The 21,085-nt window shown below is 73.4% G+C and carries 18 protein-coding genes and 1 tRNA gene; 10 read left to right on the top strand and 9 right to left on the bottom strand.

Going from position 1 to position 21,085, the window contains the following annotated elements:
* Nucleotides 1-32: 32 nt before the first annotated feature.
* Nucleotides 33-992: a nitronate monooxygenase gene (locus tag ABGB14_RS31215; RefSeq protein ID WP_347647414.1), complete on the top strand. Its 960-nt coding sequence runs from the start codon at nt 33-35 to the stop codon at nt 990-992.
* Here the strand turns inward: ABGB14_RS31215 and ABGB14_RS31210 are convergent.
* A complete protein-coding gene (locus ABGB14_RS31210; protein ID WP_347647413.1) occupies nt 976-2,451 on the bottom strand; it encodes a hypothetical protein in 1,476 nt (491 codons plus the stop codon). The genes ABGB14_RS31215 and ABGB14_RS31210 overlap by 17 nt on opposite strands.
* Nucleotides 2,452-2,549: 98 nt before the next feature.
* Here ABGB14_RS31210 and ABGB14_RS31205 point away from each other — a divergent pair, with 98 nt between their 5' ends.
* Complete coding sequence (locus tag ABGB14_RS31205) at nt 2,550-3,161, top strand: helix-turn-helix domain-containing protein (protein WP_347647412.1); 612 nt, start codon at nt 2,550-2,552, stop codon at nt 3,159-3,161.
* Nucleotides 3,162-3,313: 152 nt separating this feature from the next.
* On the opposite strand, the gene secD is transcribed toward ABGB14_RS31205, so the two are convergent.
* Together secD and ABGB14_RS31195 are read right to left on the bottom strand one after the other, a co-directional pair.
* Complete coding sequence (gene secD, locus ABGB14_RS31200) at nt 3,314-5,557, bottom strand: protein translocase subunit SecD (protein WP_347647411.1); 2,244 nt, start codon at nt 5,555-5,557, stop codon at nt 3,314-3,316.
* Nucleotides 5,558-5,594: 37 nt separating this feature from the next.
* Entirely contained in the window at nt 5,595-5,939 is a 345-nt protein-coding gene (locus ABGB14_RS31195; RefSeq protein WP_347647410.1) for a hypothetical protein, read from the bottom strand.
* A gap of 285 nt (nt 5,940-6,224) precedes the next feature.
* On the opposite strand from ABGB14_RS31195, the gene ABGB14_RS31190 reads away from it, so the two are divergent.
* Nucleotides 6,225-7,859 carry a cytochrome bc complex cytochrome b subunit gene (locus ABGB14_RS31190; RefSeq protein ID WP_347647409.1) on the top strand — a complete coding sequence of 545 codons (1,635 nt, stop codon included), beginning with the start codon at nt 6,225-6,227 and terminating at the stop codon, nt 7,857-7,859.
* Nucleotides 7,860-7,880: 21 nt separating this feature from the next.
* Here the strand turns inward: ABGB14_RS31190 and ABGB14_RS31185 are convergent, their stop codons facing one another.
* Nucleotides 7,881-9,416 (bottom strand): FAD-dependent monooxygenase, encoded by a 1,536-nt coding sequence (locus ABGB14_RS31185; protein ID WP_347647408.1) that lies wholly within the window; start codon nt 9,414-9,416, stop codon nt 7,881-7,883.
* Nucleotides 9,417-9,532: 116 nt separating this feature from the next.
* Between ABGB14_RS31185 and ABGB14_RS31180 the strand changes: the two genes are divergently transcribed.
* The 3 genes from ABGB14_RS31180 to ABGB14_RS31170 all read left to right on the top strand — a co-directional run bounded on the left by ABGB14_RS31180 (nt 9,533) and on the right by ABGB14_RS31170 (nt 12,174).
* Nucleotides 9,533-10,156, top strand: a complete 624-nt coding sequence (locus tag ABGB14_RS31180) for a TetR/AcrR family transcriptional regulator (RefSeq protein WP_347647407.1) — start codon at nt 9,533-9,535, stop codon at nt 10,154-10,156.
* A gap of 143 nt (nt 10,157-10,299) precedes the next feature.
* The gene (locus ABGB14_RS31175; protein WP_347647406.1) at nt 10,300-10,959 is read left to right on the top strand and encodes a helix-turn-helix domain-containing protein; all 660 of its coding nucleotides are present in this window, start codon (nt 10,300-10,302) and stop codon (nt 10,957-10,959) included.
* Between the two features lie 9 nt (nt 10,960-10,968).
* A complete protein-coding gene (locus ABGB14_RS31170; RefSeq protein ID WP_347647405.1) occupies nt 10,969-12,174 on the top strand; it encodes a cytochrome P450 in 1,206 nt (401 codons plus the stop codon).
* A 53-nt stretch (nt 12,175-12,227) separates the two neighbouring features.
* On the opposite strand, the gene ABGB14_RS31165 is transcribed toward ABGB14_RS31170, so the two are convergent.
* Together ABGB14_RS31165 and ABGB14_RS31160 are read right to left on the bottom strand one after the other, a co-directional pair.
* Nucleotides 12,228-13,397 carry a cytochrome P450 gene (locus ABGB14_RS31165; protein WP_347647404.1) on the bottom strand — a complete coding sequence of 390 codons (1,170 nt, stop codon included), beginning with the start codon at nt 13,395-13,397 and terminating at the stop codon, nt 12,228-12,230.
* Between the two features lie 39 nt (nt 13,398-13,436).
* The gene (locus ABGB14_RS31160) at nt 13,437-14,066 is read right to left on the bottom strand and encodes a TetR family transcriptional regulator (protein ID WP_347647403.1); all 630 of its coding nucleotides are present in this window, start codon (nt 14,064-14,066) and stop codon (nt 13,437-13,439) included.
* 150 nt (nt 14,067-14,216) lie between these two features.
* On the opposite strand from ABGB14_RS31160, the gene chrA reads away from it, so the two are divergent.
* From chrA to ABGB14_RS31145, 3 genes are read left to right on the top strand one after another with little or no spacing between them, the layout of a single operon-like run.
* Nucleotides 14,217-15,440, top strand: coding sequence for a chromate efflux transporter (gene chrA, locus ABGB14_RS31155; RefSeq protein ID WP_347647402.1), 1,224 nt, complete (start codon nt 14,217-14,219; stop codon nt 15,438-15,440).
* A gap of 33 nt (nt 15,441-15,473) precedes the next feature.
* Entirely contained in the window at nt 15,474-16,274 is an 801-nt protein-coding gene (locus ABGB14_RS31150) for an ArsR family transcriptional regulator (RefSeq protein WP_347647401.1), read from the top strand.
* Entirely contained in the window at nt 16,271-16,657 is a 387-nt protein-coding gene (locus ABGB14_RS31145; RefSeq protein ID WP_347647400.1) for a VOC family protein, read from the top strand. Before ABGB14_RS31150 ends, ABGB14_RS31145 begins: the two co-directional genes overlap by 4 nt.
* A gap of 7 nt (nt 16,658-16,664) precedes the next feature.
* Here the strand turns inward: ABGB14_RS31145 and ABGB14_RS31140 are convergent, their stop codons facing one another.
* From ABGB14_RS31140 to ABGB14_RS31130, 3 genes are all read right to left on the bottom strand, one after another.
* Entirely contained in the window at nt 16,665-18,524 is a 1,860-nt protein-coding gene (locus ABGB14_RS31140; RefSeq protein ID WP_347647399.1) for a SelB C-terminal domain-containing protein, read from the bottom strand.
* Nucleotides 18,524-19,822 carry an L-seryl-tRNA(Sec) selenium transferase gene (gene selA / locus ABGB14_RS31135; protein WP_347647398.1) on the bottom strand — a complete coding sequence of 433 codons (1,299 nt, stop codon included), beginning with the start codon at nt 19,820-19,822 and terminating at the stop codon, nt 18,524-18,526. The genes ABGB14_RS31140 and selA overlap by 1 nt, the downstream gene beginning before the upstream one ends.
* Nucleotides 19,823-19,836: 14 nt before the next feature.
* Nucleotides 19,837-19,930, bottom strand: a tRNA-Sec gene (locus ABGB14_RS31130).
* 67 nt (nt 19,931-19,997) lie between these two features.
* On the opposite strand from ABGB14_RS31130, the gene selD reads away from it, so the two are divergent.
* Nucleotides 19,998-21,026 carry a selenide, water dikinase SelD gene (gene selD, locus ABGB14_RS31125; RefSeq protein ID WP_347647397.1) on the top strand — a complete coding sequence of 343 codons (1,029 nt, stop codon included), beginning with the start codon at nt 19,998-20,000 and terminating at the stop codon, nt 21,024-21,026.
* Nucleotides 21,027-21,085: the final 59 nt, after the last annotated feature.

Raw genomic sequence — 21,085 nt, 5'->3', positions numbered from 1 at the left:
GCGCTCCCGGGAGTCCCGAAGGAGCTGACAGGATGCCGAACACCTGGCTGACCGGCCGTTTCCGGCTCGATGTGCCACTCGTCGGCGCGCCGATGGCGGGCGTGGGCGACGGGCGGCTCGCCGCGGCCGTCTCCAGGGCGGGCGGGCTCGGCATGGTCGGCGTGCCCCCCACCGCGCCTGGCTCGTGGGTCACCGAACAGGCGGCCGTGGCCGCCGCGAGCGGGCGGGCGTACGGCGTCGGGCTGATGGCCTGGGCGCTGCCGGGCAACCCCGGCCAGTTCGAGGCGGTGCTCGCGGCCCGTCCCGCCCTGGTGTCCGTCAGCTTCGGCGACTACCTGCCGTACGTCGGACCGCTGCGGGAGGCCGGCGTCACCGTGGCCGTCCAGGCGGGCACCACGGACGAGGCCCGCGCCGCCGAGCGGGCCGGGGTGGACCTGGTCGTCGCCCGCGGCGGCGAGGGCGGCGGGCACGGGCGCGCCGACGTGGCCACGCTGCCGCTGCTGCAGAGCGTTCTGGACGTGGTGGACGTGCCAGTGCTCGCCGCCGGCGGTATCGCCACGGCCCGCGGCCTGGCCGCCGTCCTGGCCGCGGGCGCGGAGGGCGCCTGGGTGGGCACCGCCTTCCTCGGGTGTTCGGAGACGACCGCCTCGGAGGCGGCCCGGCAGCGGATCCTCGACGCCGGCGAGACCGGCACCGCGTACGGGCGCGTCTTCGACGTGGCCCAGCGGCTCGCCTGGCCCTCCGAGTACGGCGGCCGCGCCCTGCGCAACACGTTCTTCGACCGGTGGGCGGGCCGGGAGGCGGAGCTGGCCGGCGACGAGGCGGCGCAGTCGGAGCTGGCGCGGGCGCGTCGCGAGGGCGACTTCGACACCGCCTGCGTCTACGCCGGGCAGGCCGTGGGCCTGGTGCGGCGGCAGCGCACGGCGGCCGACGTGGTAGCGGACTTCGCCGCCGCCGACACCCTGCTGTCCCGCTTCACCACCCCCCGCTGACCCCGGCCGCTTCGCTCCCCTGGCGGCTGTCGAACCGCACGCCGGGGAACCCGGGCTTCCCGTCGAGCAGGTCCGCCGGGGCGCCCTTCAGGTGCCGGTCGAAGAACGCGAGCGTGTACGCGTTGATGATGGCGTGCGCCCGCTCGGCGCCGATCGGCCCGGCCAGGCCCGCCGCGCGCATGAGCGGCGACCAGAGGGGCGCGTCGGTGTAGTCGACGTGGTACGCGCCCGGCACGAGCACGAAATAGCCCGCTCCCGGCAGCTTGTCGTACAGCGCCCGCATGGTGATCTGGTGCCGCTCGACCTCGGCCTCGTCCCAGCCTTCTCGGCGCATGGTCGCGGCGTCGCGGGTGAGCCACATGGCGGGCTGCTCGATGCCGTCGCGCACCACGCCTTCCGGCATGGGGGCGTCCATGATCAGGCAGGCGCGCAGGCGGGGTTCGCGCGCGCAGGCCTGCGCGGTGACGATGCCCCCGAGCGAGATGCCGAAGACTCCGGTACGTCGCAGGTCCAGCCGCCCGGTCAGGACGCCGCGGGGGTCGGCCTGGTCGAGCCCGGCCAGCCGGTCGAGCGTGAAGGTCACGTCCTGCGCGAGGTGCGGGATCATGCCGTCCGGGAGGGGGCGGCCGTTCAGCACCGGCGCTGTCGCGGCCGGCTTGAGACTCTGGTCGACGAGCGCCATCAGGCTGTCGCGGGGCAGCCCGGCGATCGAGCGCCCGTCGGGGAAGCGTACCGATCCGGCGGTGTACGGCTGGTCGATGGCGACGACGACGTAACCGCGGGAGACCAGGGGCTCGACCTGGAACATGTTCATCTGCCGGAAGCCCTGCGCCCCTTCCAGGAAGACCAGCACCGGATGGCGGCCGGGCACGGCGGGGGCGGCGGTGACGGCGTTGCTGGTCGACTGGCGCATGTGCTGGAAGGTGGCGTCGGGCACGCCCGCCAGCCGGGCGACCGCGGTGATGACTCCGGGATCCTCCACGTACGGGGTGCGCGGGGCCGACGGGTCGGGCCGCGCCGGATACCAGATCTGCACCATCAGCTCCCGGCGCGCGGCCGGGTCCGGGCCGAGGATCTCCTGGCGGCCGGCGTCCTTCCAGTGATAGGTCAGCGTGCCGATGCCGTGCGGGCCCTCGGGCGGGGGGAAGCGCAGCACCGGCAGCACCATCGGCAGGGCCACGGCCGGCACCAGCGCCATCGCGCCGAGCGCGGTGCCGAGCCTGCCCGCCCGGGCGGGAACGGGCGGGCGCAGGATCCGCCAGAGCCACCAGGCCGGTAGCGCCACGGCGAGGGCGTACGCGGGGACGAGCGGTATGCGGGCCCCTTCCACCAGCACCTGCGCCACGGCGGCGAGCGCGGCGAGCGGCGCCACGTGCCGCGCCCGGCGCAGCGGCGGCACCGCGAGCACGAGGAGCGCCAGCAGGTCCACCGCCACCAGCACGATCTCGAAGGGTCTCATTCCGTCCTCCTCTCCTGTGCCTCCAGGATCAGCGAACAGGCAGTAACTGTCAACACGGCAGCTGCTGACAATAAGGGAACACCCAGTACGCTTGCCCCGTGCCCCTGACCCTTCGCCAGCGCAACCGGCTGGACGCGATCCACCGGATCATGGACACCGCCATGGACCTGTTCGACGAGCGCGGCTACTCCGCTGTCACGATCGAGGAGATCGCGGCCGCGTCCGGCGTGTCGCCGCGCACCTTCTACCGCTACTTCGGCACGAAGGAGGGCCTGTTCACCGCCGATCCCCTCGCCGCCGTCGGCATCGACGGCTACTCCGGCCAGATCGACCCCGGCGACCTGCCGGGCACGCTCGAACGGCTGATCACCCTCATCGGCGGGGGCCCGGACGCGTCCGAGGGCGAGCCCCGCAGGTCCTGGCGGGGGATGCGCTACGTCATGGAGGAACCCTCCGTGCGGGCCGCCGTCTACGGCGCGCTCGACGAGGAGGCCGGGCGGCTTGCCGCCCTGCTGCGGGACGCCGGCCAGAGCCCGGCACGGGCCCGCGTCCTCGCCCGGTCCTACCTGTTCGGCGCCTACTTCGGCGCGCTGGAGCAGTGGCACCTCGACGGCCGCTCCCGCCCGCTGCTCGACTACGTGCGGGAAGGCCTCGCGGCCCTCGCCGGCCAGAGCGCAGGCGGCGGCGCCCAACGGCGGGAGCAGGCGTGAAACGGCCGGAGCACCCGCGAGACGCGGGCACTCCGGCCACTGTCAGACCGACGGCACGACCCGGTTAGCGGGCACCCCGGCCGACGGCACGATCCCTCCGGGGGTCCCGGCCGGGGCGGGCACCGTGGCGCCCGCCCCGGCCGAAGCGCGTGCTACACCACGGCACCCGACCCCTTGCGGGCCTCGGGGGCGCGGCGCTTGACGGGCTCGGGGGGCGGCCGCCGGTCGAACCGGGACAGCACGATCGCCGTGGGCCCGGCCACGAAGGCGGACGAGAGCGTGCCCATCACGATGCCGGCGACCAGCGCGATCGCGAAGTCCTGCAGCGAATCGCCGCCGAAGACCATCAGGGCCATCAGGATGAACAGCGCACCTAGCCCGGTGTTGACCGTGCGCGGCATGGTCTGCAGGATCGCGCCGTTCACCGACGCGGCGAACGGCTCCTTGCGGCGTGCCGTCCACAACTCCCGCACCCGGTCGAACACCACGACCTTGTCGTTGACCGAATAACCGACGATGGTCAGCATCGCGGCGAGGAAGACCCCGTCGATCGGCTTGCCCAGCCACGCGAACAGGCCCGCGACCACGAACACGTCCACGAGCAGCGCGGTCACCGTCGCCGCGCCGAACGTCCACCGGAACCTGACCGCCAGGTACAGCAGCTGCATCGCGACGGCCACGCCGAGCGCGATGAGCGCGTTGCGGCGCAGTTCCTCGCCCAGGCTCGGGCCGATGAACTCCTCGCGCTGCTTCGTCACCTCGCCGGCTTCCCGCTCCAGCTCCTGCTCGATCTGCGCGGCCTCGTTCAGGCCGAGCTCGGCCGCGCGCACGGTGACGGTGTCGCCGCTGGACTGCACCACCGCCGTCGGCAACCCGGCGCGCGAGACCGCCTCACTCGCGGCCTCGGCCGGGATCGGGCGGTTCGTGGTGAACTCCACGAGCCGGCCTCCGGTGAACTCGACGCCGAAGTTCAGCCCGCGGACGAGCAGCCCGGCGACGGCCACCAGGACCAGTCCGCCCGCGACCGCCAGCCACACCTTTCCGGCCTTCATGAGCTGCGGGTTCCTGCGCGCCAGCCAGGTCCTGACAGTGCCGGGCGAGCCGACGCCCGACAGGCGGGGGCTCATCTTGTTCATGGCGATCTCGGTGAGCACGCGGGTGATGAGCATCGCGGAGACGAGCGAGGCGAGCACACCGACGGCCAGCGTCACGCCGAAGCCCTTGACGGGTCCCGACGCCAGCCAGAACAGCAGGCCGGCGGCGATCAGGGTGGTGATGTTGGAGTCGGCGATGGCGCTCCAGGCGTTCTTGAAGCCCTTGGCCATCGCCGACTTCAGCCCTCTCTTGGGCGCCTGGCCGTACTCCTCCCTGGCTCGTTCGAAGACGAGCACGTTGGCGTCGATGGCCATGCCGATCGCCAGCACGAACCCGGCCAGGCCCGGCAGCGTCAGCGTCGCCCCCATCGCCACCAGAGCCGCGTAGGAGATCAGGCCATAGCAGACCAGCGCGATCGTGGACAGCAGCCCGGACAGGCGGTAGACGGCGATGATGAACCCGGCCGTCAGGATCAGACCCACGACCGCCGCCTGGGCGCTCGCCTCGATGGCCGCCTCTCCGAGCGTCGGGCCCACCGTACGCTGCTCGACCATCGCGAGCGGGACGGGCAGCGCACCGCCCTTGATCAGCACGGCGAGGTCACGGGCCTCCTGATGCGTGAACGAGCCGGTGATCTCGGACTTCCCGCCGGGGATGCCCACCTGGCAGGCCACGGACGGGTCGAGCGGCGGCGAGGAGATGATCTCCTTGTCGAGCACGATCGCGACCCTGCGCTTGGGGTCGCCGACCGGCTCGCAGGCGGCCGCGCCGGTCAGCTTCTGCCAGGCGGCGGCGTCGCGGAAGTCGAGGGTCACGAACCACCCGGGGCCGCGCTGCGGGTCGCTCTGCTCGGCGGCGTCGCTCACCCCGTCGCCGGTGATGGCGGCCGGCCCGAGCTTCAGCGGCTGCCCGTTCTCGTCGGGCAGCGCCGACTTGTCCCCCTGTTCGGCCGCGCCCGTCACGGGGTGGAACGCGAGCTGCGCGGTGCGGCCGATGACCTCGGCCGCCTTGCGCGGGTCGAGCACGCCGGGCAGCTCGACGATGATGCGCTTCTCCCCCGAGCGGACCAGCGTGGGATCGACCACGCCGAGCGCGTCGGCCCGCTGGCGGAGCACGGACAGCGCGCGGTCGGTGGCGGCCGCGTCGGCCTTCACGGTCGGTGAGTCTCTCGCCTCGAAGACGAGCTGGGTACCGCCGCGCAGGTCGAGGCCCAGACGCGGCTCCATGGACAGCGTGAGTACGGATGAGATCGCGATGACGGCGAGCGCCGTCACCGCACGCCAGAACGGCGCACGGAACATGGCAGCCTCCACAGGCTAGACGTGCGGGAAAAGATCGTCAGTGCGCTGTGGAGGGAGGCGCGCGGGCAGGCGACGCCACCGGCTTGCGCTGCGCGGTGGCCTCGGGGGCGGGCCTGGAGACGACCACGGCCCACGCGTGCCGGAAGTCCAGGAGCTCGGAGGCGGGCAGCGCCGCGCCGCCCGCGCCGGTGAAGGTCTGCGTGCCGGCCCAGATGCGCGCGGCGGCGGGCTGGAGCGGGTGCTGCCGGGCGGCGGGCTGCTGCCCGGCGGCGAAGGTGGCGCTCTTGACCGTGGTGACCGGCTGGACGGGCTGCGCGTGCGCGACGGCCGGCAGGAACCAGGAAAGGAGGAAGACCAGTGCGGCAGGCAGTTTCCCGCGCATCTCTCCCCCTCTCCCTCAAAGCTCCCAGCCTAGCCCTCTGCGGCCGGTGCGAGGATCATTCCCGCCCGCGCGGCGGGGCACGCCGGACTCGGCCTGAACCGTCCGCGCGCCGGACTTCCATCCTTTTGCCCGGAACACCGATCCGGCTTAGCCGCCGTTGAAGGTCGCGAGACTACGCTTCCGTAATGCGGCTTACCAGTTGCTTCGGCGGCTCGCCGCGGGGGGAGTGACGGCGTTCTCCCGCGTCCCGCAGCGCCGGCACGGCGGCCCACGGGGAGGCCACGCATGAACACAGTGCCCGGATTCATCGCCGGTCCGAGCGGATATCTCGACGCCCGGCTGGGGATGGCGCCCTTCCTCAAACGCAACCTGCGCAAGATATTCCCGGACCACTGGTCGTTCCTGCTGGGCGAGATCGCCCTCTACTCGTTCATCATCCTGGTGCTCACCGGAACGTTCCTGACCTTCTGGTTCACGCCCAGCATGGGAGAGGTCGTCTACGACGGCTCCTACGCGCCGCTCAGGGGCGTGGTGATGTCCGAGGCGTACGCCTCGACGTTGGAGATCTCCTTCGACGTGCGCGGCGGTCTCCTGCTCCGGCAGATCCACCACTGGGCCGCCCTGCTGTTCATCGCCGGCCTGATGGTGCACATGATGCGGGTGTTCTTCACCGGGGCCTACCGCAAGCCGCGCGAGCTGAACTGGCTGATCGGCATCACGCTCTTCGTCCTGGCCCTGGCCGAAGGGCTCACCGGCTACTCCCTGCCCGACGACCTGCTGTCCGGAGCCGGGCTGCGGATCACTCAGGGAGTGCTGATGTCGATCCCGCTGGTGGGCATGTACCTGTCGTTCCTCCTGTTCAACGGCGAGTATCCCGGCGACGCCGTGATCCAGCGCTTCTTCACCCTGCACATCCTGCTGCTCCCCGGCCTCCTCATCGCGCTCATCACCGCCCACCTGGTGCTGATGTGGGTGCAGAAGCACACGCAGATGCCGGGCAAGGGCCGTACCGAGAAGAACGTGGTGGGCGCGCCGCTGCTGCCCGCCTTCATGGCGAAGTCGGGCGCGTACCTGCTGTTCACGGCCGCCGTGCTGGCCGGGCTGGCGACCTTCGCCCAGATCAACCCCATCTGGCTGTACGGCCCCTACTCGCCGGCGGACATCTCCGCGGGATCCCAGCCGGACTGGTACATGGGCTTCCTCGAAGGCGCCCTGCGGATCATGCCCTCCTGGGAGATCAACATGTTCGGGACCGCCCACGCGGGCACGCTGCCGCTGAGCGTGCTGATCCCGGCGCTGGGGCCGCTGGGCCTGATCCTCACCGGTCTGGTGCTCTATCCGTTCATGGAACGCTGGGTCACCGGCGACCGCGGCGAGCACCACATCGTGGACCGGCCGCGCAACAACCCGCACCGCACCGCGATCGGCGTCACCGGCATCACCTTCTACGGCCTGCTCCTGGTGCTCGGCGCCAACGACCTGATCGCGGTCTACTTCAACGTCAGCCTCAACTGGACGACGTACGCGGGCCGGGTGCTGATCTTCGTTGGCCCGGCGGTGGCCTACCTGGTCACCTACCGGCTGTGCCTGGGCCTGCAGCGCTCGGACGCCGCCACCATCGACCACGGGGTGGAGGCGGGAGTCATCCGGCGGCTGCCTCACGGGGAGTTCATCGAGGTCCACACGCCGCCATCGGACGACGTCGAGGCCCACCTGCGCGGCAGGTCAGCCATCCCGATGTTGCCCCGGGCGCCCGGGGACGGCGACCGGGTCCCGCCCGAGAGCGCCCGGGGCCCGCTCGGCCGGCTCAGGCTGAGGATGAGCCGCGCGTACGGCGAGGAGCAGATCCCGTACGGCGACGGCCACGACGGCGAGCAACAGGCCGCGAGGACCCCCGAGAAGAAGGCTCCGCCAGACTGACGCCCGCCACGTCGTCGCCCGTCACACCTGCGCGCGTCCGTGCTGGAGCGCGCCCCGCAGCCAGCGGCCGAGGCCGCCGGAGGCCGGCCGGCCGCGCCAGGCCAGATGCGCGTCGGGACGGACGAGCCACACCTCGTCGTCTCGCCAGCCGGCCGGTGTGAGCACGACGACGCGCTCGCCCAGGGCCGCGCCCGCCTCCGAGCGGCACGCGGGCGCGGCGCGGGGGGTGGCCAGCAGCGCCCAGCGCCCGCCCAGTTCGGCATGCAGCCGGGTGACGTCGCCGTGCGCGTCGACGCACCGCAGGTCGGGAACGCGGTCGCCGGATCGTGGCCGGCGGCCGGGCCCGGGCAGGGAGCCGCGGACCGCCAGGGGGCCGCGGCGGTAGCTCACTCCCAGCTGCGAGGCGATCTGGGTGGATCGGCGCTGCACCGCGGGGTGGTTGCCCAGCGGCACCAGCACCCACTTGATCAGCAGCCGCAGCAGCGGGCTGTCGCCGATCTGGAGGCGGGTGGTGGCGCTGGTGTTGCGGAGCACCTCGGTCGCGAGGGGGCGGCGTTCGTCCTGGTAGGTGTCCAGCAGCCGCTCGCCGCCGTGGCCCTGGATGACGAGCGCGAGCTTCCAGGCGAGGTTCTCGGCGTCGCCCATCCCCGTGACCATGCCCTGCCCGCCCATCGGGCTGTGGATGTGGGCCGCGTCGCCGGCCAGCAGGACCCGGCCCTTGCGGTAGACGTCAGCCAGCCGGCGGTGGACGCGGAAGACCGACGCCCAGACCGCGTCGAGGATCTTCTCCCCGTCGAGGCCGGCGCGCTCGCCCACCAGGCGGCGGAAAACCGTGAGGATCTCGGGCTCGGTGAGCTGCTCGTCCTTGGCGCCCGGCAGGTAGGCCATCAGCCGCCACCGGTCGTCCGATTCGCCGCCGGGCATGGGCATGGCGAACAGCGGCCCGTCCGGGTGTGCCCACCCGTGTCCACCGGCGCGGGCGAGATCCCAGCCGGCGTGCACGTCGGCCAGGAGCCACTGGTCGGTCAGCGGCGCGCCGGGAAAGGGGATGCCGGCCAGCTTGCGGACCGTGCTGTGGCTGCCGTCGCAGCCGGCCAGCCAGCCCGCGCGCACCTTGCGCCCGCCGTCGAGCACGGCGGTGACCCCGTGGTCGTCCTCGGCGAGGTCGGTCAGGGCGGTGCCCCATTCCACGTCGACGCCCAGCTCCGCCAGGCGGGCGCGGAGCTGGGCCTCGATGTCCGTCTGGGGAAGGACCAGCGCCGGTTTGGGCGTGCCCGGGCCGGCCTCGCCGAAGCGGGTGACGAGCGCGGCCCGCCCGCCGATGTACGTGGTCAGGACGAGCGACGGGGCCGAGCGGCCGGGCAGGTCGCCGAGCGCGCCCAGCCGGTCGAGCACCTCGGCGCCGCGCGCGTGCAGGATGTTGGCGCGCGAGGTGGTGGCCGGGGCCGGCGCCTGGTCCACCACCCGGACCGCCACCCCGTGCAGCCGCAGGGCGCAGGCCAGTGCGAGACCGGCGGGCCCGGCCCCGACCACCAGGACCTCAGCGGATTCTCTCATGGCGACCACCTGCTTGTGATTGACGTCAGGACGGAACTGTTACGTTCCCTCGTCATCACGGTAGCCTCCCACTACGATGGAACACAACTGTTCCGTCTCAATGGAGGGCCTTCCGGATGCCCGACGCCACCTCCGGCCCCGACCGCCGGCCGGCAGGCGCGGCCGTGCTGCGCGCCGACCTCACCGACGCGATCCGCCAGGCGGCTCTGGACGAGCTGATCGACAGCGGCTACGCCCGGATGTCCATGGACGCCATCGCCCGCCGGGCGGGGGTCGGCAAGGCCGCCATCTACCGGCGCTGGGCCTCCAAGGAGCCGCTGGTGCTGGAGATCCTCACCCGCCTGGCCGACGAGGCCGTGCCGCTGCCCGACACCGGCACCCTGCGCGAGGACGTCGAAGGCTTCGTACGCCACGCTTCCGCGCTGCGGGCCGACCCGCGGACCATGCGCGTCCTCACCGACCTGACCGCCGAGGCCACCAGGAACCCGCGCCTGGCCGCGGCCCTGCAGACCAGCGCCGAGCAGCCCCGCCGCTCCGCGGGGGCCCGGCTGCTCCACCGCGCCGCCGAACGGGGCGAGCTGCCGGCCGACCTCGACACCGAGCTGGCCGTCGACTGCCTGGTCGGGCTGGCCTACCTGCGGCCGCGCACCCCGTGGCAGCCCGCGGAGTCCCTGGACGACCACATCGCGCCGCTCGTGGAGGTCATCCTGGCCGCGCTGGCGGCCTGCCGCCGCCGGTAGCTCCGTCCAGGGCCGGGCCCGGCGGACGTCCGGGCCGCGTGGCGCAGGTCACCCTTTTTCTCGCCGGCAACCTCTTTGACCGCACCCGCGATCGGCGTAGTGTGACTTATTGACCAGATTTCACATCAAGTCAAGGAGTTCTGGTGCGGGAGCGGGCGGACCGGATTCTCGACGCGGCCGGGGAGTTGCTGCTCCGGCACGGTTACCGCAAGGTCACCGTCGACGACATCGCCGCACGGGCCGAGGTCGGCAAGGGCACCGTCTACCTGCACTGGCGCACCAAGCACGAGCTTTTCGACGCCCTGCTGTTACGCGAGTCCATCGAGCTCGTGGAGGAGTTCACCGCGCTGATGCGCCAGGATCCGGCGAACGTGCAACCGCACCGCTTCGCGCGCGTGTCCTTCCTCGCCATGTGCCGCAAGCCGCTCCTGCGCGCGGTGCTCACCACGGATCTCGACCTGCTCGGCAAGCTCGCCAAACACCCGATGCGCAGCCACGACCTCCTCGCGACCGAGCGCTTCCACCAGGTCGCCGAGAAGTACGCGCTGCTCAGGACCGACGTGCCCGACCTGCCGTACACGATGACCGCCGTGCAGACGGGCTTCTACCTCCTCGACGGCTCCGAGAGCGCCGAATCCGCGCTGGACGAGGAGAGCAGGGCCGACGCGCTCGCCTTCGCCGTACGCGAGGTGTTCGAGCCGGCGGAGCAGCCCTCGCGCGAGGTGCTCGCCGCGGCGGCGACCGAGTTCATCTCGATCTTCACGGAACTGGTCGCGCCCTACCGAAAGTGGATCTACGACTAAGGAGAGGCGATGGCCGACATCGTCCAGCGGTACGCCATTCCCCCGCAACACTTCTGGTTGCACGGCCCGCGATCGGGCCGGCCGGTCGAGTTCGACGCGGCCACCGGGATATGGAACGTCTACGGCTATCCGGAAGTGCACGAGATCCTGGGCGATCCCGCGACGTTCTCCTCCGACACCATGCGCGTGATTCCGAAGCACCTGATGCCGGAGGCGGAGGAGTTCTCGATGGAGGGCTTCATCACCCAGATCGACCCGCCCGAGCACGGCAAGCTGCGCAAGCTGGTCAGCAGCGCGTTCACCAGGAAGGTGGTCGCCGATCTCGAACCGCGGATCGCCGCCCTCACCCACGAGCTGCTCGACGCGGCGGCCGAGCGCGGCCGGTTCGAGCTGGTGACCGACCTGGCCTACCCCCTTCCCGTCATCGTCATCGCCGAGTTGCTGGGGGTGCCCAGCAGCGACCGCGCCCTGTTCAAGCAGTGGGCCGATGCGCTGTTCGAGCGTGACAACAAGCTCTCACTCACCGAGCAGCCGGAAGACCGCGACACCGAGGCGGTGCTGAAGCCGTGGAAGGAGATGTCCGGCTATCTCGCCGCCCACGCCGCGGAGCGCAGGGCGCGACCCCGCGCCGACCTGCTCACCAAGCTGGTCGAGGCCGAGGTGGACGGCGAACGGCTGCCCGACGACCAGGTGGTCAACTTCGCGATCGTCCTCCTGCTCGCCGGGCACATCACCACGACGATGCTGCTCGGCAACACGGTGCTGTGCCTCGACGCCTTCCCCGAGCAGCAGGACAGGGTCCGGGCCGACCGCTCCACCGTTCCGGCCGTGATCGAGGAGTCCCTGCGCTACTTCACCCCGTTCGCCGCCCTCGCGAGGACCACCATGCGCGAGACCGAGCTGGGCGGCGTGACGATACCCGCCGACCAGCTCGTGATGGGGTGGCTGGGACCGGCGAACCGGGATCCGCGGCAGTTCCCCGACCCCGGCGCCTTCGACCCGGGCCGCGACCCCAACCCGCATCTCGCCTTCGGCCGCGGCATCCACTTCTGCCTCGGCGCGCCGCTGGCCCGGCTGGAAGGACGGGTCGCGCTCGACATCCTGCTCGACCGCCTCGACCCCCTGCGCGCCGACGCTGACCAGCCCGTGGAGTTCATTCCCACCCCGACCATGACGGGAGTGCGCCGCCTCCCGCTGCTCTGGCCGCCGTCCTGACCGCCCCCCGCCGGCCTGGACGAGCCCTGTGCCCGCCCCGGCCGGCGGAGCGGTCAGGGCGTCGTACGGACCGGCAGGGAGGTCAGGGCCCGCTTCATCCCGGGCTGCCAGCCGATCTCCGAGGCGGGCACGCTCAGGGTGAGCCCGGGAAAGCGGTCCAGGAGGGTCGCGAGGGCGATCTGGGTCTCGCACCGGGCCAGCGCCGCGCCCAGGCAGTAGTGGATGCCGTGGCCGAAGGCGAGATGCGCGTTGTCGGCGCGGCGCAGGTCCAGCCGGCCGGGCTGGTCGAAGCGGCGCGGGTCGCGGTTGGCGGCCGCGTACACCACCTGCACCGCCTCCCCCTGCGGGATGGTCACGCCGCCGATCTCCACGGGCTCCAGCGTGTAACGCAGGACGGCGATCTCCGCGCTCCCCGTGAAGCGCAGGAACTCCTCGACGGCGTCGGCGATGTCACCGGGGTCGAGGCGGCGGGTGAGCAGGAGCCAGACGCTCTGGCTGATGAGGCCGACGGTGGTCTCGTGCCCGGCCATCAGGATGCTGATCGACATCGAGATCAGTTCCTCGTCGGCGAGCCGGTCGCCGTCGGCCTCCTGGGCCCTGATCAGCCCTGACAGCAGATCGTCGCCGGGATCCGCACGCTTGGCGTCGATCAGCCGGGACATGTGTCCGACCAGTCCCCTGGCGCCGGCCGCGACCTTCTCCAGGTCGGGAGCCGTGAGATCGGCGGCCCAGGAACGCCAGGTGCCGCGGTCCGCCGCCGGCACGCCGAGCAGCTCACAGATCACCTGGACGGGCAGGGGGTAGGCGAAGCGCTCGATGAGGTCGAACTCCTCGGGCAGGCCGGACACCAACGCGTCGACGATCTCCTGGATGCGCGGGCGCAGGCTCTCCACCCGGCGGGCGGTGAACTCCCGCGACACCAGCCGCCGCAGCCTGGTGTGGTCGGGCGGGTCGTTGACGCCCAGCGTGCGCAGCAGGTAGGGGGCGACGTCGCCGGGCAGCCCTGCGACGGCGGCCAGGTCGATCGTGGACTGCCGGGTGACGTCGCTGCTGAACCGCGGATCCGTGAGCACCGCGACGCTCTCGGGATAGCCGGTCACCAGCCAGACGGGGCTGCCGTCGATGTAGGTGCCCCGGCACACCGGCCCCTGCCTGGCCAGGTCGGCCAGGAACGCGTCTCTGTCGGGGGCGGTCAGCAAGCCGGCGATGTCGGTCATGGTCATGTCTCCTCGATGGCGAAATCGGTCATGGCGGCAGCGCTGTCACCGCGCCCGCCGCTCCTTCCTGACCGCCTCCCAGGCCGTCAGGGCGCGGTCGTCGGCGAACACGCCGTCGGTGAAGATCTCGATGCCGGCCCGCGAGTAGCGCAACGTGGCGTCCATGTCGTGCGGGTCCGGAAGGCCGAGCACCCGCGACAGGTGCTCGCCGAAGGCCAGCGGGGCGAGCAGCCAGGTCACGTAGATGGCGGCGCGGGCGCGCGGGTCCTGGCTCGGCCGTGCCCACCCCTCCGCCACGCCCTGTTCCAGCCACTGCTCGGTGGTCTCGACGATCTCGTCGTAGAGCGCCGCCGCCTCGGGGCTGCCGTCCAGGAACGCCCGGCCGAGATATCGCCGCACGGGGCCGGCGGCCTCCAGCATCGCCGCCAATCCCGCCGTGTCCCCCAGCGCCTCGACGCCGGGGCCGCCGCGCACGAGCGAGATCACGTACGCGTCGCACTCCCTGCGCAGGCCCTCCTTGCTGCCGAAGTGGTGCAGGACCAGGGCGTGGGAGACGCCGGCACGGGCGGCGACCGCACGCAGGCTCACCCCGCTGACGCCCTCGGCCCCGAACAGCTCCAGGGCGGCGTTCCTGATCCTGGCACGCGCTTTGAGATCGTCCGTATCTGACCGCATGCTCAGCATAGTAACCATATGGTCAGCTGACTGTACAACTGGTAAGCCATGGGGCGCTCAGCGCACGTGATCCACGGCATACCGTTACATCAAATGGATTTGATAGAGTCGGCGCGGTCAGCCGGCCACACCAGGGAAAGGACCGCGGCGGTGAGCGAGCACGTCACCGGAGGCTCCGGCGGGGCGGGGGCGTCCTGGCGCGCGGTCCGGGAGGTGGCGCTGCTCTTCCTCAAGCTGGGCACCATCGCCTTCGGCGGCCCGGCCGCGCACACCGCGATGATGCGCGACGAGCTGGTGCGCCGCCGCGGCTGGGTGAGCGACGAGCGCTTCGCCGACCTGATGGGCGCGACCAACCTGATCCCGGGGCCCAACTCCACCGAGCTGGCCATCCACCTGGGCCACGACCGTGCGCGCATGCGCGGTCTCGTCGCGGCCGGGGTCTGCTTCATCCTGCCTGCCGCGCTCATCGTCACCGCCCTGGCCTGGGCTTACGTCACCTACGGCAGCACGCCCGCGGCCGAGGGCCTCCTGTACGGCATCGTCCCGGCGGTGATCGCCATCATCGCCCACGCCCTGTTCGGCCTGTGGCGCACGGTGATCAAGACCGGGTGGCTGGGCGCCCTGGCCCTCGCCGCGCTGGCCGCCTACCTGGCGGGGATCAACGAGCTGCTGATCCTGGCGGCCGGGGCGCTGCTGGCCTCCGCCGTACGCCTGCCGCGCCGCCCGCCCCGCCGGCCGCCCCGCCGGCTGCCGCGCCGCCCGCCCGGCGGCCAGAACCGGCTGCCCGGCGTGCTCGCCGCACCGCTGCTCGCCTTCGGCGGATCTCCCCTCTTCCCCGACCCGACCGGAGGTCAGCTGACGCAGCTCTTCCTCACCATGCTGAAGATCGGCTCGGTGCTGTACGGCAGCGGCTACGTGCTGCTGGCCTTCCTGCGCGGCGATTTCGTCGAGCGGCTCGGCTGGCTCAGCTCGCAGCAGCTCGCCGACGCGGTCTCCATCGGCCAGGTCACCCCCGGGCCGGTGTTCACCACCGCCACCTTCGTGGGCTATGTCGTCGCCGGGCCGATCGGCGCGTTCGTGGCCACCGTGGCCATCTTCCTGCCGTCGTTCGTCTTCGTCGGCCTGCTCACCCGGCTCACCGGCTGGCTGCGCTCGAGCCGGTGGGCGTCCGCCCTGCTCGACGGGGTGAACGCCGCGGCGCTGGCGCTCATGGCCGGGGTCTCCTACCAGCTCGCCCGCACGGCCGTCGTCGACCCGCTGACCGCGGCCATAGCGGTGCTCAGCCTGGTGCTGCTCTGGACGACCAGGCTCAACAACGCGTGGTTGATCGCCGGCGGCGCGGCCGTCGGGCTGGCCCGCACGCTGCTCGGCTGAGTCCATCAAATGTTTTTGATGTATTCTGGCGGCATGGTGCCCACCGGCCGAACCGCCCCGGCGTTCGTGCGCATGGCCGCCCATCCCCTGCGGTGGAGCCTGCTGACCGCGCTGGCCACCGGCGACCACCGGGTCCGCGAGCTCGTCGAGCTGCTCGGCCACCCGCAGAACCTGATCTCCTACCATCTGCGGCTGCTGCGCGGCAGCGGGCTGGTCACCGCCCGCCGCAGCAGCTTCGACGCCCGCGACAGCTATTACCACCTCGACCTCGAGCGCTGCGCGCACGCGCTGGCCGAGGCGGGCGCCGCCCTCCATCCGGCGCTGCGCCTCGATCCCGCCCCGCCACCCGCCCCGTCATCCGCCCCGTCATCCGGCGACGTCCCGGGCCCTCCCCGGGTGCTGTTCGCGTGCACCGGCAACAGCGCCCGCTCGCCGATCGCCGCCGCGCTGCTGCGCCACCGCGGCGGCGGGCACGTGGAGGTGACCAGCGCCGGCAGCCACCCGAAACCGAGCGTGCATCCCAACGCCGTACGCGTCCTGCGCGAGCAGTACGGCGTCGACCTGACCGACCGGCGGACGCGCCATCTCGACACCGTGGCCCACCGCCGTTTCGATCATCTGATCAGCCTGTGCGACAAGGTCCGCGAGATGCATCCCGTGTTCGGCGGCCGGCCCCGGCCGGCGCACTGGAGCATCCCCGACCCGGCCGCGCCGGGCGACGACGACCAGGCGAGCTACCCCGCCTTCCTGCGCACGGCGGCGGAGATCGACACCCGCATCCGCTTCCTGCTGCCCGTTCTCACCCGCACCGCCGCCCCGGAGGTAACGTCATGACCACGCCACCCGCCGAACTCGCCGGCGTCCGCTACATCGTCGACGACGTGGCCGCCGCCGTGCGCTTCTACACCACCCACCTCGGCTTCACCCTGCGCGCCAACCCCGCGCCCGCCTTCGCCGACGTGGTCCGCGGCCAGCTGCGGCTGCTCCTGTCCGGGCCGGAGAGCTCCGGCGCCCGGGCCACGCCCGAGGGATCCGCCGCGCCGGGCCGCAACCGCATCCATCTCACCGTCCACGACCTCGACGCCGAGATCGACCGGTTGCGCGCCGCCGGGCTGTCCTTCCGCGGCGAGGTCGTCGCGGGGCCGGGCGGGCGCCAGATCCTGCTCGCCGACCCGGCCGGCAATCTCGTCGAGCTGTTCGAGCCCGCCGGGCGCTGAGCCGCGCTCATCTGCAGCGCCGGTGCACCTCGTCCACCCGTTCGGTGAGACCGGCCCTGTCGAGGTGTTCGAGCAGCGGCACGGCGACGCGGCGGGTGGTGCCGAGGGCGTGGCTGGCCTGGCTGACCGTGAACGGCTGCGGCAGCCGGCCCAGCAGTTCGGCCGCCCGGGCGTCGGCTCCCGGCAACAGCGCGACTCCTTCGCCCACGCGCAGCAGGCTCCCGGCCCGTTCGGCCGCGGCCAGTTCCCGCGGGCCCAGGCCCAGCTCCGCCAGCCGGCCCGCGTCCGGCGCGTGGAAGGGCCGCACCGCCAGGTCCCGTCTCAGCCGCTCGACCGCCCTGGCCACCCGCTCCGGCAGGCCCGCGGGCCCGGCCACGATCCGCCCTCCGGCGAGCGTGAGCGGCGGCCGTACCAGCGTGGCGACCAGCTGCCGGTCGGGCAGGCCCAGCTCGTGGCGGGCCGCCTCGATCGGCATGGCGGGATCGAGGGGATGGCCGGCCGCGTAGTGCCGCACCGCCTCCACGAGCCGCCGGCCCAGATCCCTCCAGTGTCCCGGATCGGCGTACCACTCCCCTGACGTTCCGGGAGTGCCCGGCGCGACACCCATGGCACGCAGGTCGGCGGCGCGCAGCAACCGGTGCAGGCGCAGCGCGTACGCCGTACCTGACGCGACGGCCTCCGGCAGTGCCGGCTGCAACGGGGCCGGCTGCAACGGGGCCGGCTGCAACGGGGCCGGCTCCGGCAACGCCGATTCCAGGAAGGCCGACTCCAGGAAGGCCGCGCGCTGCCTGGCGGCGCCCCTGCGGCCCAGGGCGGGCGGGCGCACGTCGAGGACTCTCGCCCCGGCGAGCACCCGCATCTCCGACCGGTCGCGTCCGGGATCACGCAGCAGCAGCACGTCGCCGAGGTGCAGCGGCACCGGCCGGGCCAGCCGCAGCCGTACGACGCGCCCGCCGAGCGGCCGCGCCTCGGCCGCCACCGCCGCCGACCCGATGTGGACCGTCAACCGCCGGGGCAACCCTGCGGCCTCGCGCCGCGGTCCTGCCACGTGGCCCCCGACGCTGGTGACGCGCACGTCCACCAGGTCGGTGGCCGTCCAGCCGCCCGGCGTGACGAGCGCGTGCCCACGCCCGGGCACGTCATGGCCGCGCAGGTTGACCGCCACCCTGGCGACCCCGGTCACCGTGTCCCGCGGCTCCTTGAGCGACTCGAGCCCCCTGACCCGCACCGGCTCGCCGGCCAGCAGCAGTTCGTCGCCCACCGAGACCGTTCCGGCGGGCAGCGTGCCGGTGATCACCGTTCCGCTGCCGGTCACGCTGAACGCCCGGTCGATCCAGAGCCGTACCGCTGCGGCCGGATCGGGCCGGGGCAGCCCGGTCACGAGCCGGTCCAGCGCCCGCCGCAGCTCGGGCAGCCCCTGGCCGGTGCGACCGCTCACGGCGACCGCCGCCACCTCGCCGAGGCCGGCCGTGTCCAGGCGGGCGAGGGCCTGGGCGACCACCGGGGCCGGATCGGCGAGGTCGGACCGGGTCACCACGAGCAGGCAGTGCCGTACGCCGAGAGCCTCCAGGGCCACCAGGTGCTCCTCCGACTGGGGCATCCAGCCCTCGTCGGCCGCCACCACGAACATGACGGCCGGCACGGGCCCGACCCCCGCGAGCATCGTGGCGAGGAACCGTTCGTGGCCTGGGACGTCCACGAACGCGAGCCGTCCGCCCGACGGGAGTTCCGTCCACGCGTAGCCGAGTTCGATGGTCAGGCCGCGCCGGCGTTCCTCGTCCAGCCGGTCGGGCTCCATGCCGGTGAGCGCGCGCACCAGGGTGGACTTGCCGTGGTCGACGTGCCCCGCGGTGGCCACGACGTGCATCAGTCCCGCACCTCCGCGGCCGCCAGCACCGCGCGCTCCACGTCGTCGTCGCGCTCGGGCGGGACGGTGCGCAGGTCCAGCAGCAGGCGAGCGTGCTCGATCCGCCCGACGACCGGCGGATCGCCCGTCCGCAGCGGTACGGCGAGCCGTTCGGGCAGGCCCACGGCGGCGCTCGGCAGCCTCACGCCGGGCGCGCCGCCACCTCCCACGGCGGCCGTGCTCGGCACGCTCGACGCGTCGACCCCGGCGCCCGCCAGCCGGCCCGCCAGGACCTCGGCGCGCCTGGCCAGCGCCGCCGGGGCGGCGTGCAGCGCCTCCCGGACCGGCGGTGCGGGACCGCGCAGCGTCGCCTCCAGCGCGGCGAGCGTGAGCTTGTCCACCCGCAGCGCGCGGGCGAGCGGGTGCCGGCGGCAACGTTCGACCAGGTCGCCGCGGCCCAGGAGGAGCCCCGCCTGCGGCCCGCCGAGCAGCTTGTCACCGCTGGCCGTCACCAGGTCGGCGCCCGACTCGATCATGGTGGTGGCGTCCGGTTCCGCGGGCAGCAGCGGCTCGCGGACCAGCAGGCCCGAGCCGATGTCCACGACGACGGGGACGCCCAGACCGGTCAGCTCCGGCACCTCGGCCGCGCCGGTGAAGCCCTCGATCCGGAAGTTCGACGGGTGGACCTTGAGCACGAACCCCGTCAGCGGCCCCACCGCGTCGGCGTAGTCGCGGGCGGAGGTGCGGTTGGTGGTGCCCACCTCGCGCAGCCGCGCCCCGGTGGAGGCGAGCAGGTCGGGGATGCGGAACCCGTCACCGATCTCCACCAGCTCGCCCCGGCTGATGAGGATCTCCCGCCCGGCGGCGAGCGCGGTGGCGACCAGGACGAGAGCGGCGGCGTTGTTGTTGACGACGTGCACGTCCGCCGCGGCGGGCACGGCCGCGGCGAGCGCCTCGACCGCGCCCCGTCCTCTCCGCGCCCTGGCGCCCGTCACCAGGTCGAACTCCACGTCGGCGGGCCCCGCGGCGGCGGTCATCGCCGCGACGGCCGCAGCCGACAGCGGCGCCCGGCCGAGGTTGGTGTGGATCAGCACGCCCGTGGCGTTGACGACCGGGCGCAGGCTCGCCGCGTGCGCCGGGAGCGCCGCCACCGCCGCGTCGGCCACGTCCCCCGGGCCGATCTCGCCCCGCCGCGCCCGATCCTGGGCAGCCGCCACCGCCGCCTTGACCACCGGCCTGCCGAGCCGCCCGCCCGCCTCCACCAGGCGCGGGTCGGCGAGCACGGCGTCGGTGCGCGGCACCAGCCTGCGACGGTCCATGTTCCCGAACATAAGCGGAGGCGGACGGGAATCGAACCCGCCAGGCCGAGGACCTCGACCTCGTCGGTTTTGAAGACCGCGGGGGCCACCAGGCGCCCAGACGCCTCCAGGGGAGAACCTACCCACCGCGGGGTAGGTGACCCGGCGGCACACGCGAACTGCAGTGAGGACAGCCATGACATCGGCGAACGTGGTGGAGGACGGCCCGGTCCGGCTGACGCGGTACGCGCACGGAGGCGGCTGCGCCTGCAAGATCCCGCCCGGCGAGCTGGAGGCCGTCGTCGCCGGTCTGAAAGCGCCGCGTCCCGGCTCGGCCGGCTCACCGGCCGGCGAGCTGATCGTGGGACTGGACGACGGGGACGACGCCGCCGTGGTGGGGATCGGCGGTGACCGGGCGGTCGTGGTCACCGCCGACTTCTTCACGCCCGTGGTGGACGACCCGTACGACTGGGGGCGCGTCGCGGCGGCCAACGCCCTGTCCGACGTGTACGCGGTCGGCGGGGAGCCCCTCGTCGCGGTGAACCTGCTCGGCTGGCCCCGCGATCGGCTGCCGCTCGACCTGGTGAAGGAGGTGCTGCGCGGCGGCCTGGACGTGGCGCGGGAGGCGGGCTGCCACGTCTCCGGCGGCCACAGCGTGGACGACCCGGAGCCGAAGTACGGCATGGCGGTCACCGGCCTGGCCGACCCGGCACGGCTGCTGCGCATCGACGCCGCCCGGCCCGGACTGCCGATCTCGCTGACCAAGCCGCTCGGCATCGGCGTGCTCAACACGCGGCACAAGGCGACGGGCGAGGTGTTCGCGCAGGCGGTGAAGACGATGACCACGCTGAACCGCGACGCGGCGCGGGCCGCGCTGGCCGCCGGGGTGGCGTGCGCCACGGACGTGACCGGATTCGGCCTGCTCGGGCACCTGTACAAGCTCTGCCGGGCGAGCGGCGTGACGGCGGTGGTGGACGTGGCGGCGGTGCCGTACCTGGAGGGCGCCCGGCAGGCGCTGCGCGACGGCTACGTGAGCGGCGGCACCCGCCGCAACCTCGACTGGGTACGGCCCCGGCTCGACCCCGGCGGCTTCGGCGAGGACGAGCTCCTGCTGCTGGCCGACGCCCAGACGTCGGGCGGCCTGCTGGTCGCCGGCGAGGTCCCGGGCGCGCCGGTCATCGGCGAGCTGGTCCCCCTGGACGGCCCTCACCTCCGCCTGCGCTGACGCCTCCGGCAGCGTGCCGTCCTCGACGAGCGCCGGCGGACGTGCGCGGGCGGCGACGC

Origin of the sequence: Nonomuraea sp. B10E15, from assembly GCF_039871615.1 — a bacterium.
GTDB lineage: Bacteria > Actinomycetota > Actinomycetes > Streptosporangiales > Streptosporangiaceae > Nonomuraea.
Note: the sequence above shows the minus strand (reverse complement) of the source record. Positions and strands in the feature narration are given on the sequence as shown.

Coding starts and splice junctions, on each gene's coding strand:
- ABGB14_RS31140 (WP_347647399.1), bottom strand. CDS start 18,524: ATGCACGTCGTGGCCACCGCGGGGCACGTCGACCACGGCAAGTCCACC.
- ABGB14_RS31190 (WP_347647409.1), top strand. CDS start 6,225: ATGAACACAGTGCCCGGATTCATCGCCGGTCCGAGCGGATATCTCGAC.
- ABGB14_RS31170 (WP_347647405.1), top strand. CDS start 10,969: ATGGCCGACATCGTCCAGCGGTACGCCATTCCCCCGCAACACTTCTGG.
- ABGB14_RS31215 (WP_347647414.1), top strand. CDS start 33: ATGCCGAACACCTGGCTGACCGGCCGTTTCCGGCTCGATGTGCCACTC.
- ABGB14_RS31185 (WP_347647408.1), bottom strand. CDS start 9,416: ATGAGAGAATCCGCTGAGGTCCTGGTGGTCGGGGCCGGGCCCGCCGGT.
- ABGB14_RS31210 (WP_347647413.1), bottom strand. CDS start 2,451: ATGAGACCCTTCGAGATCGTGCTGGTGGCGGTGGACCTGCTGGCGCTC.
- selD (WP_347647397.1), top strand. CDS start 19,998: ATGACATCGGCGAACGTGGTGGAGGACGGCCCGGTCCGGCTGACGCGG.
- ABGB14_RS31180 (WP_347647407.1), top strand. CDS start 9,533: ATGCCCGACGCCACCTCCGGCCCCGACCGCCGGCCGGCAGGCGCGGCC.
- ABGB14_RS31165 (WP_347647404.1), bottom strand. CDS start 13,397: ATGACCATGACCGACATCGCCGGCTTGCTGACCGCCCCCGACAGAGAC.
- secD (WP_347647411.1), bottom strand. CDS start 5,557: ATGTTCCGTGCGCCGTTCTGGCGTGCGGTGACGGCGCTCGCCGTCATC.
- ABGB14_RS31150 (WP_347647401.1), top strand. CDS start 15,474: ATGGTGCCCACCGGCCGAACCGCCCCGGCGTTCGTGCGCATGGCCGCC.
- ABGB14_RS31160 (WP_347647403.1), bottom strand. CDS start 14,066: ATGCGGTCAGATACGGACGATCTCAAAGCGCGTGCCAGGATCAGGAAC.
- ABGB14_RS31195 (WP_347647410.1), bottom strand. CDS start 5,939: ATGCGCGGGAAACTGCCTGCCGCACTGGTCTTCCTCCTTTCCTGGTTC.
- selA (WP_347647398.1), bottom strand. CDS start 19,822: ATGGACCGTCGCAGGCTGGTGCCGCGCACCGACGCCGTGCTCGCCGAC.
- ABGB14_RS31145 (WP_347647400.1), top strand. CDS start 16,271: ATGACCACGCCACCCGCCGAACTCGCCGGCGTCCGCTACATCGTCGAC.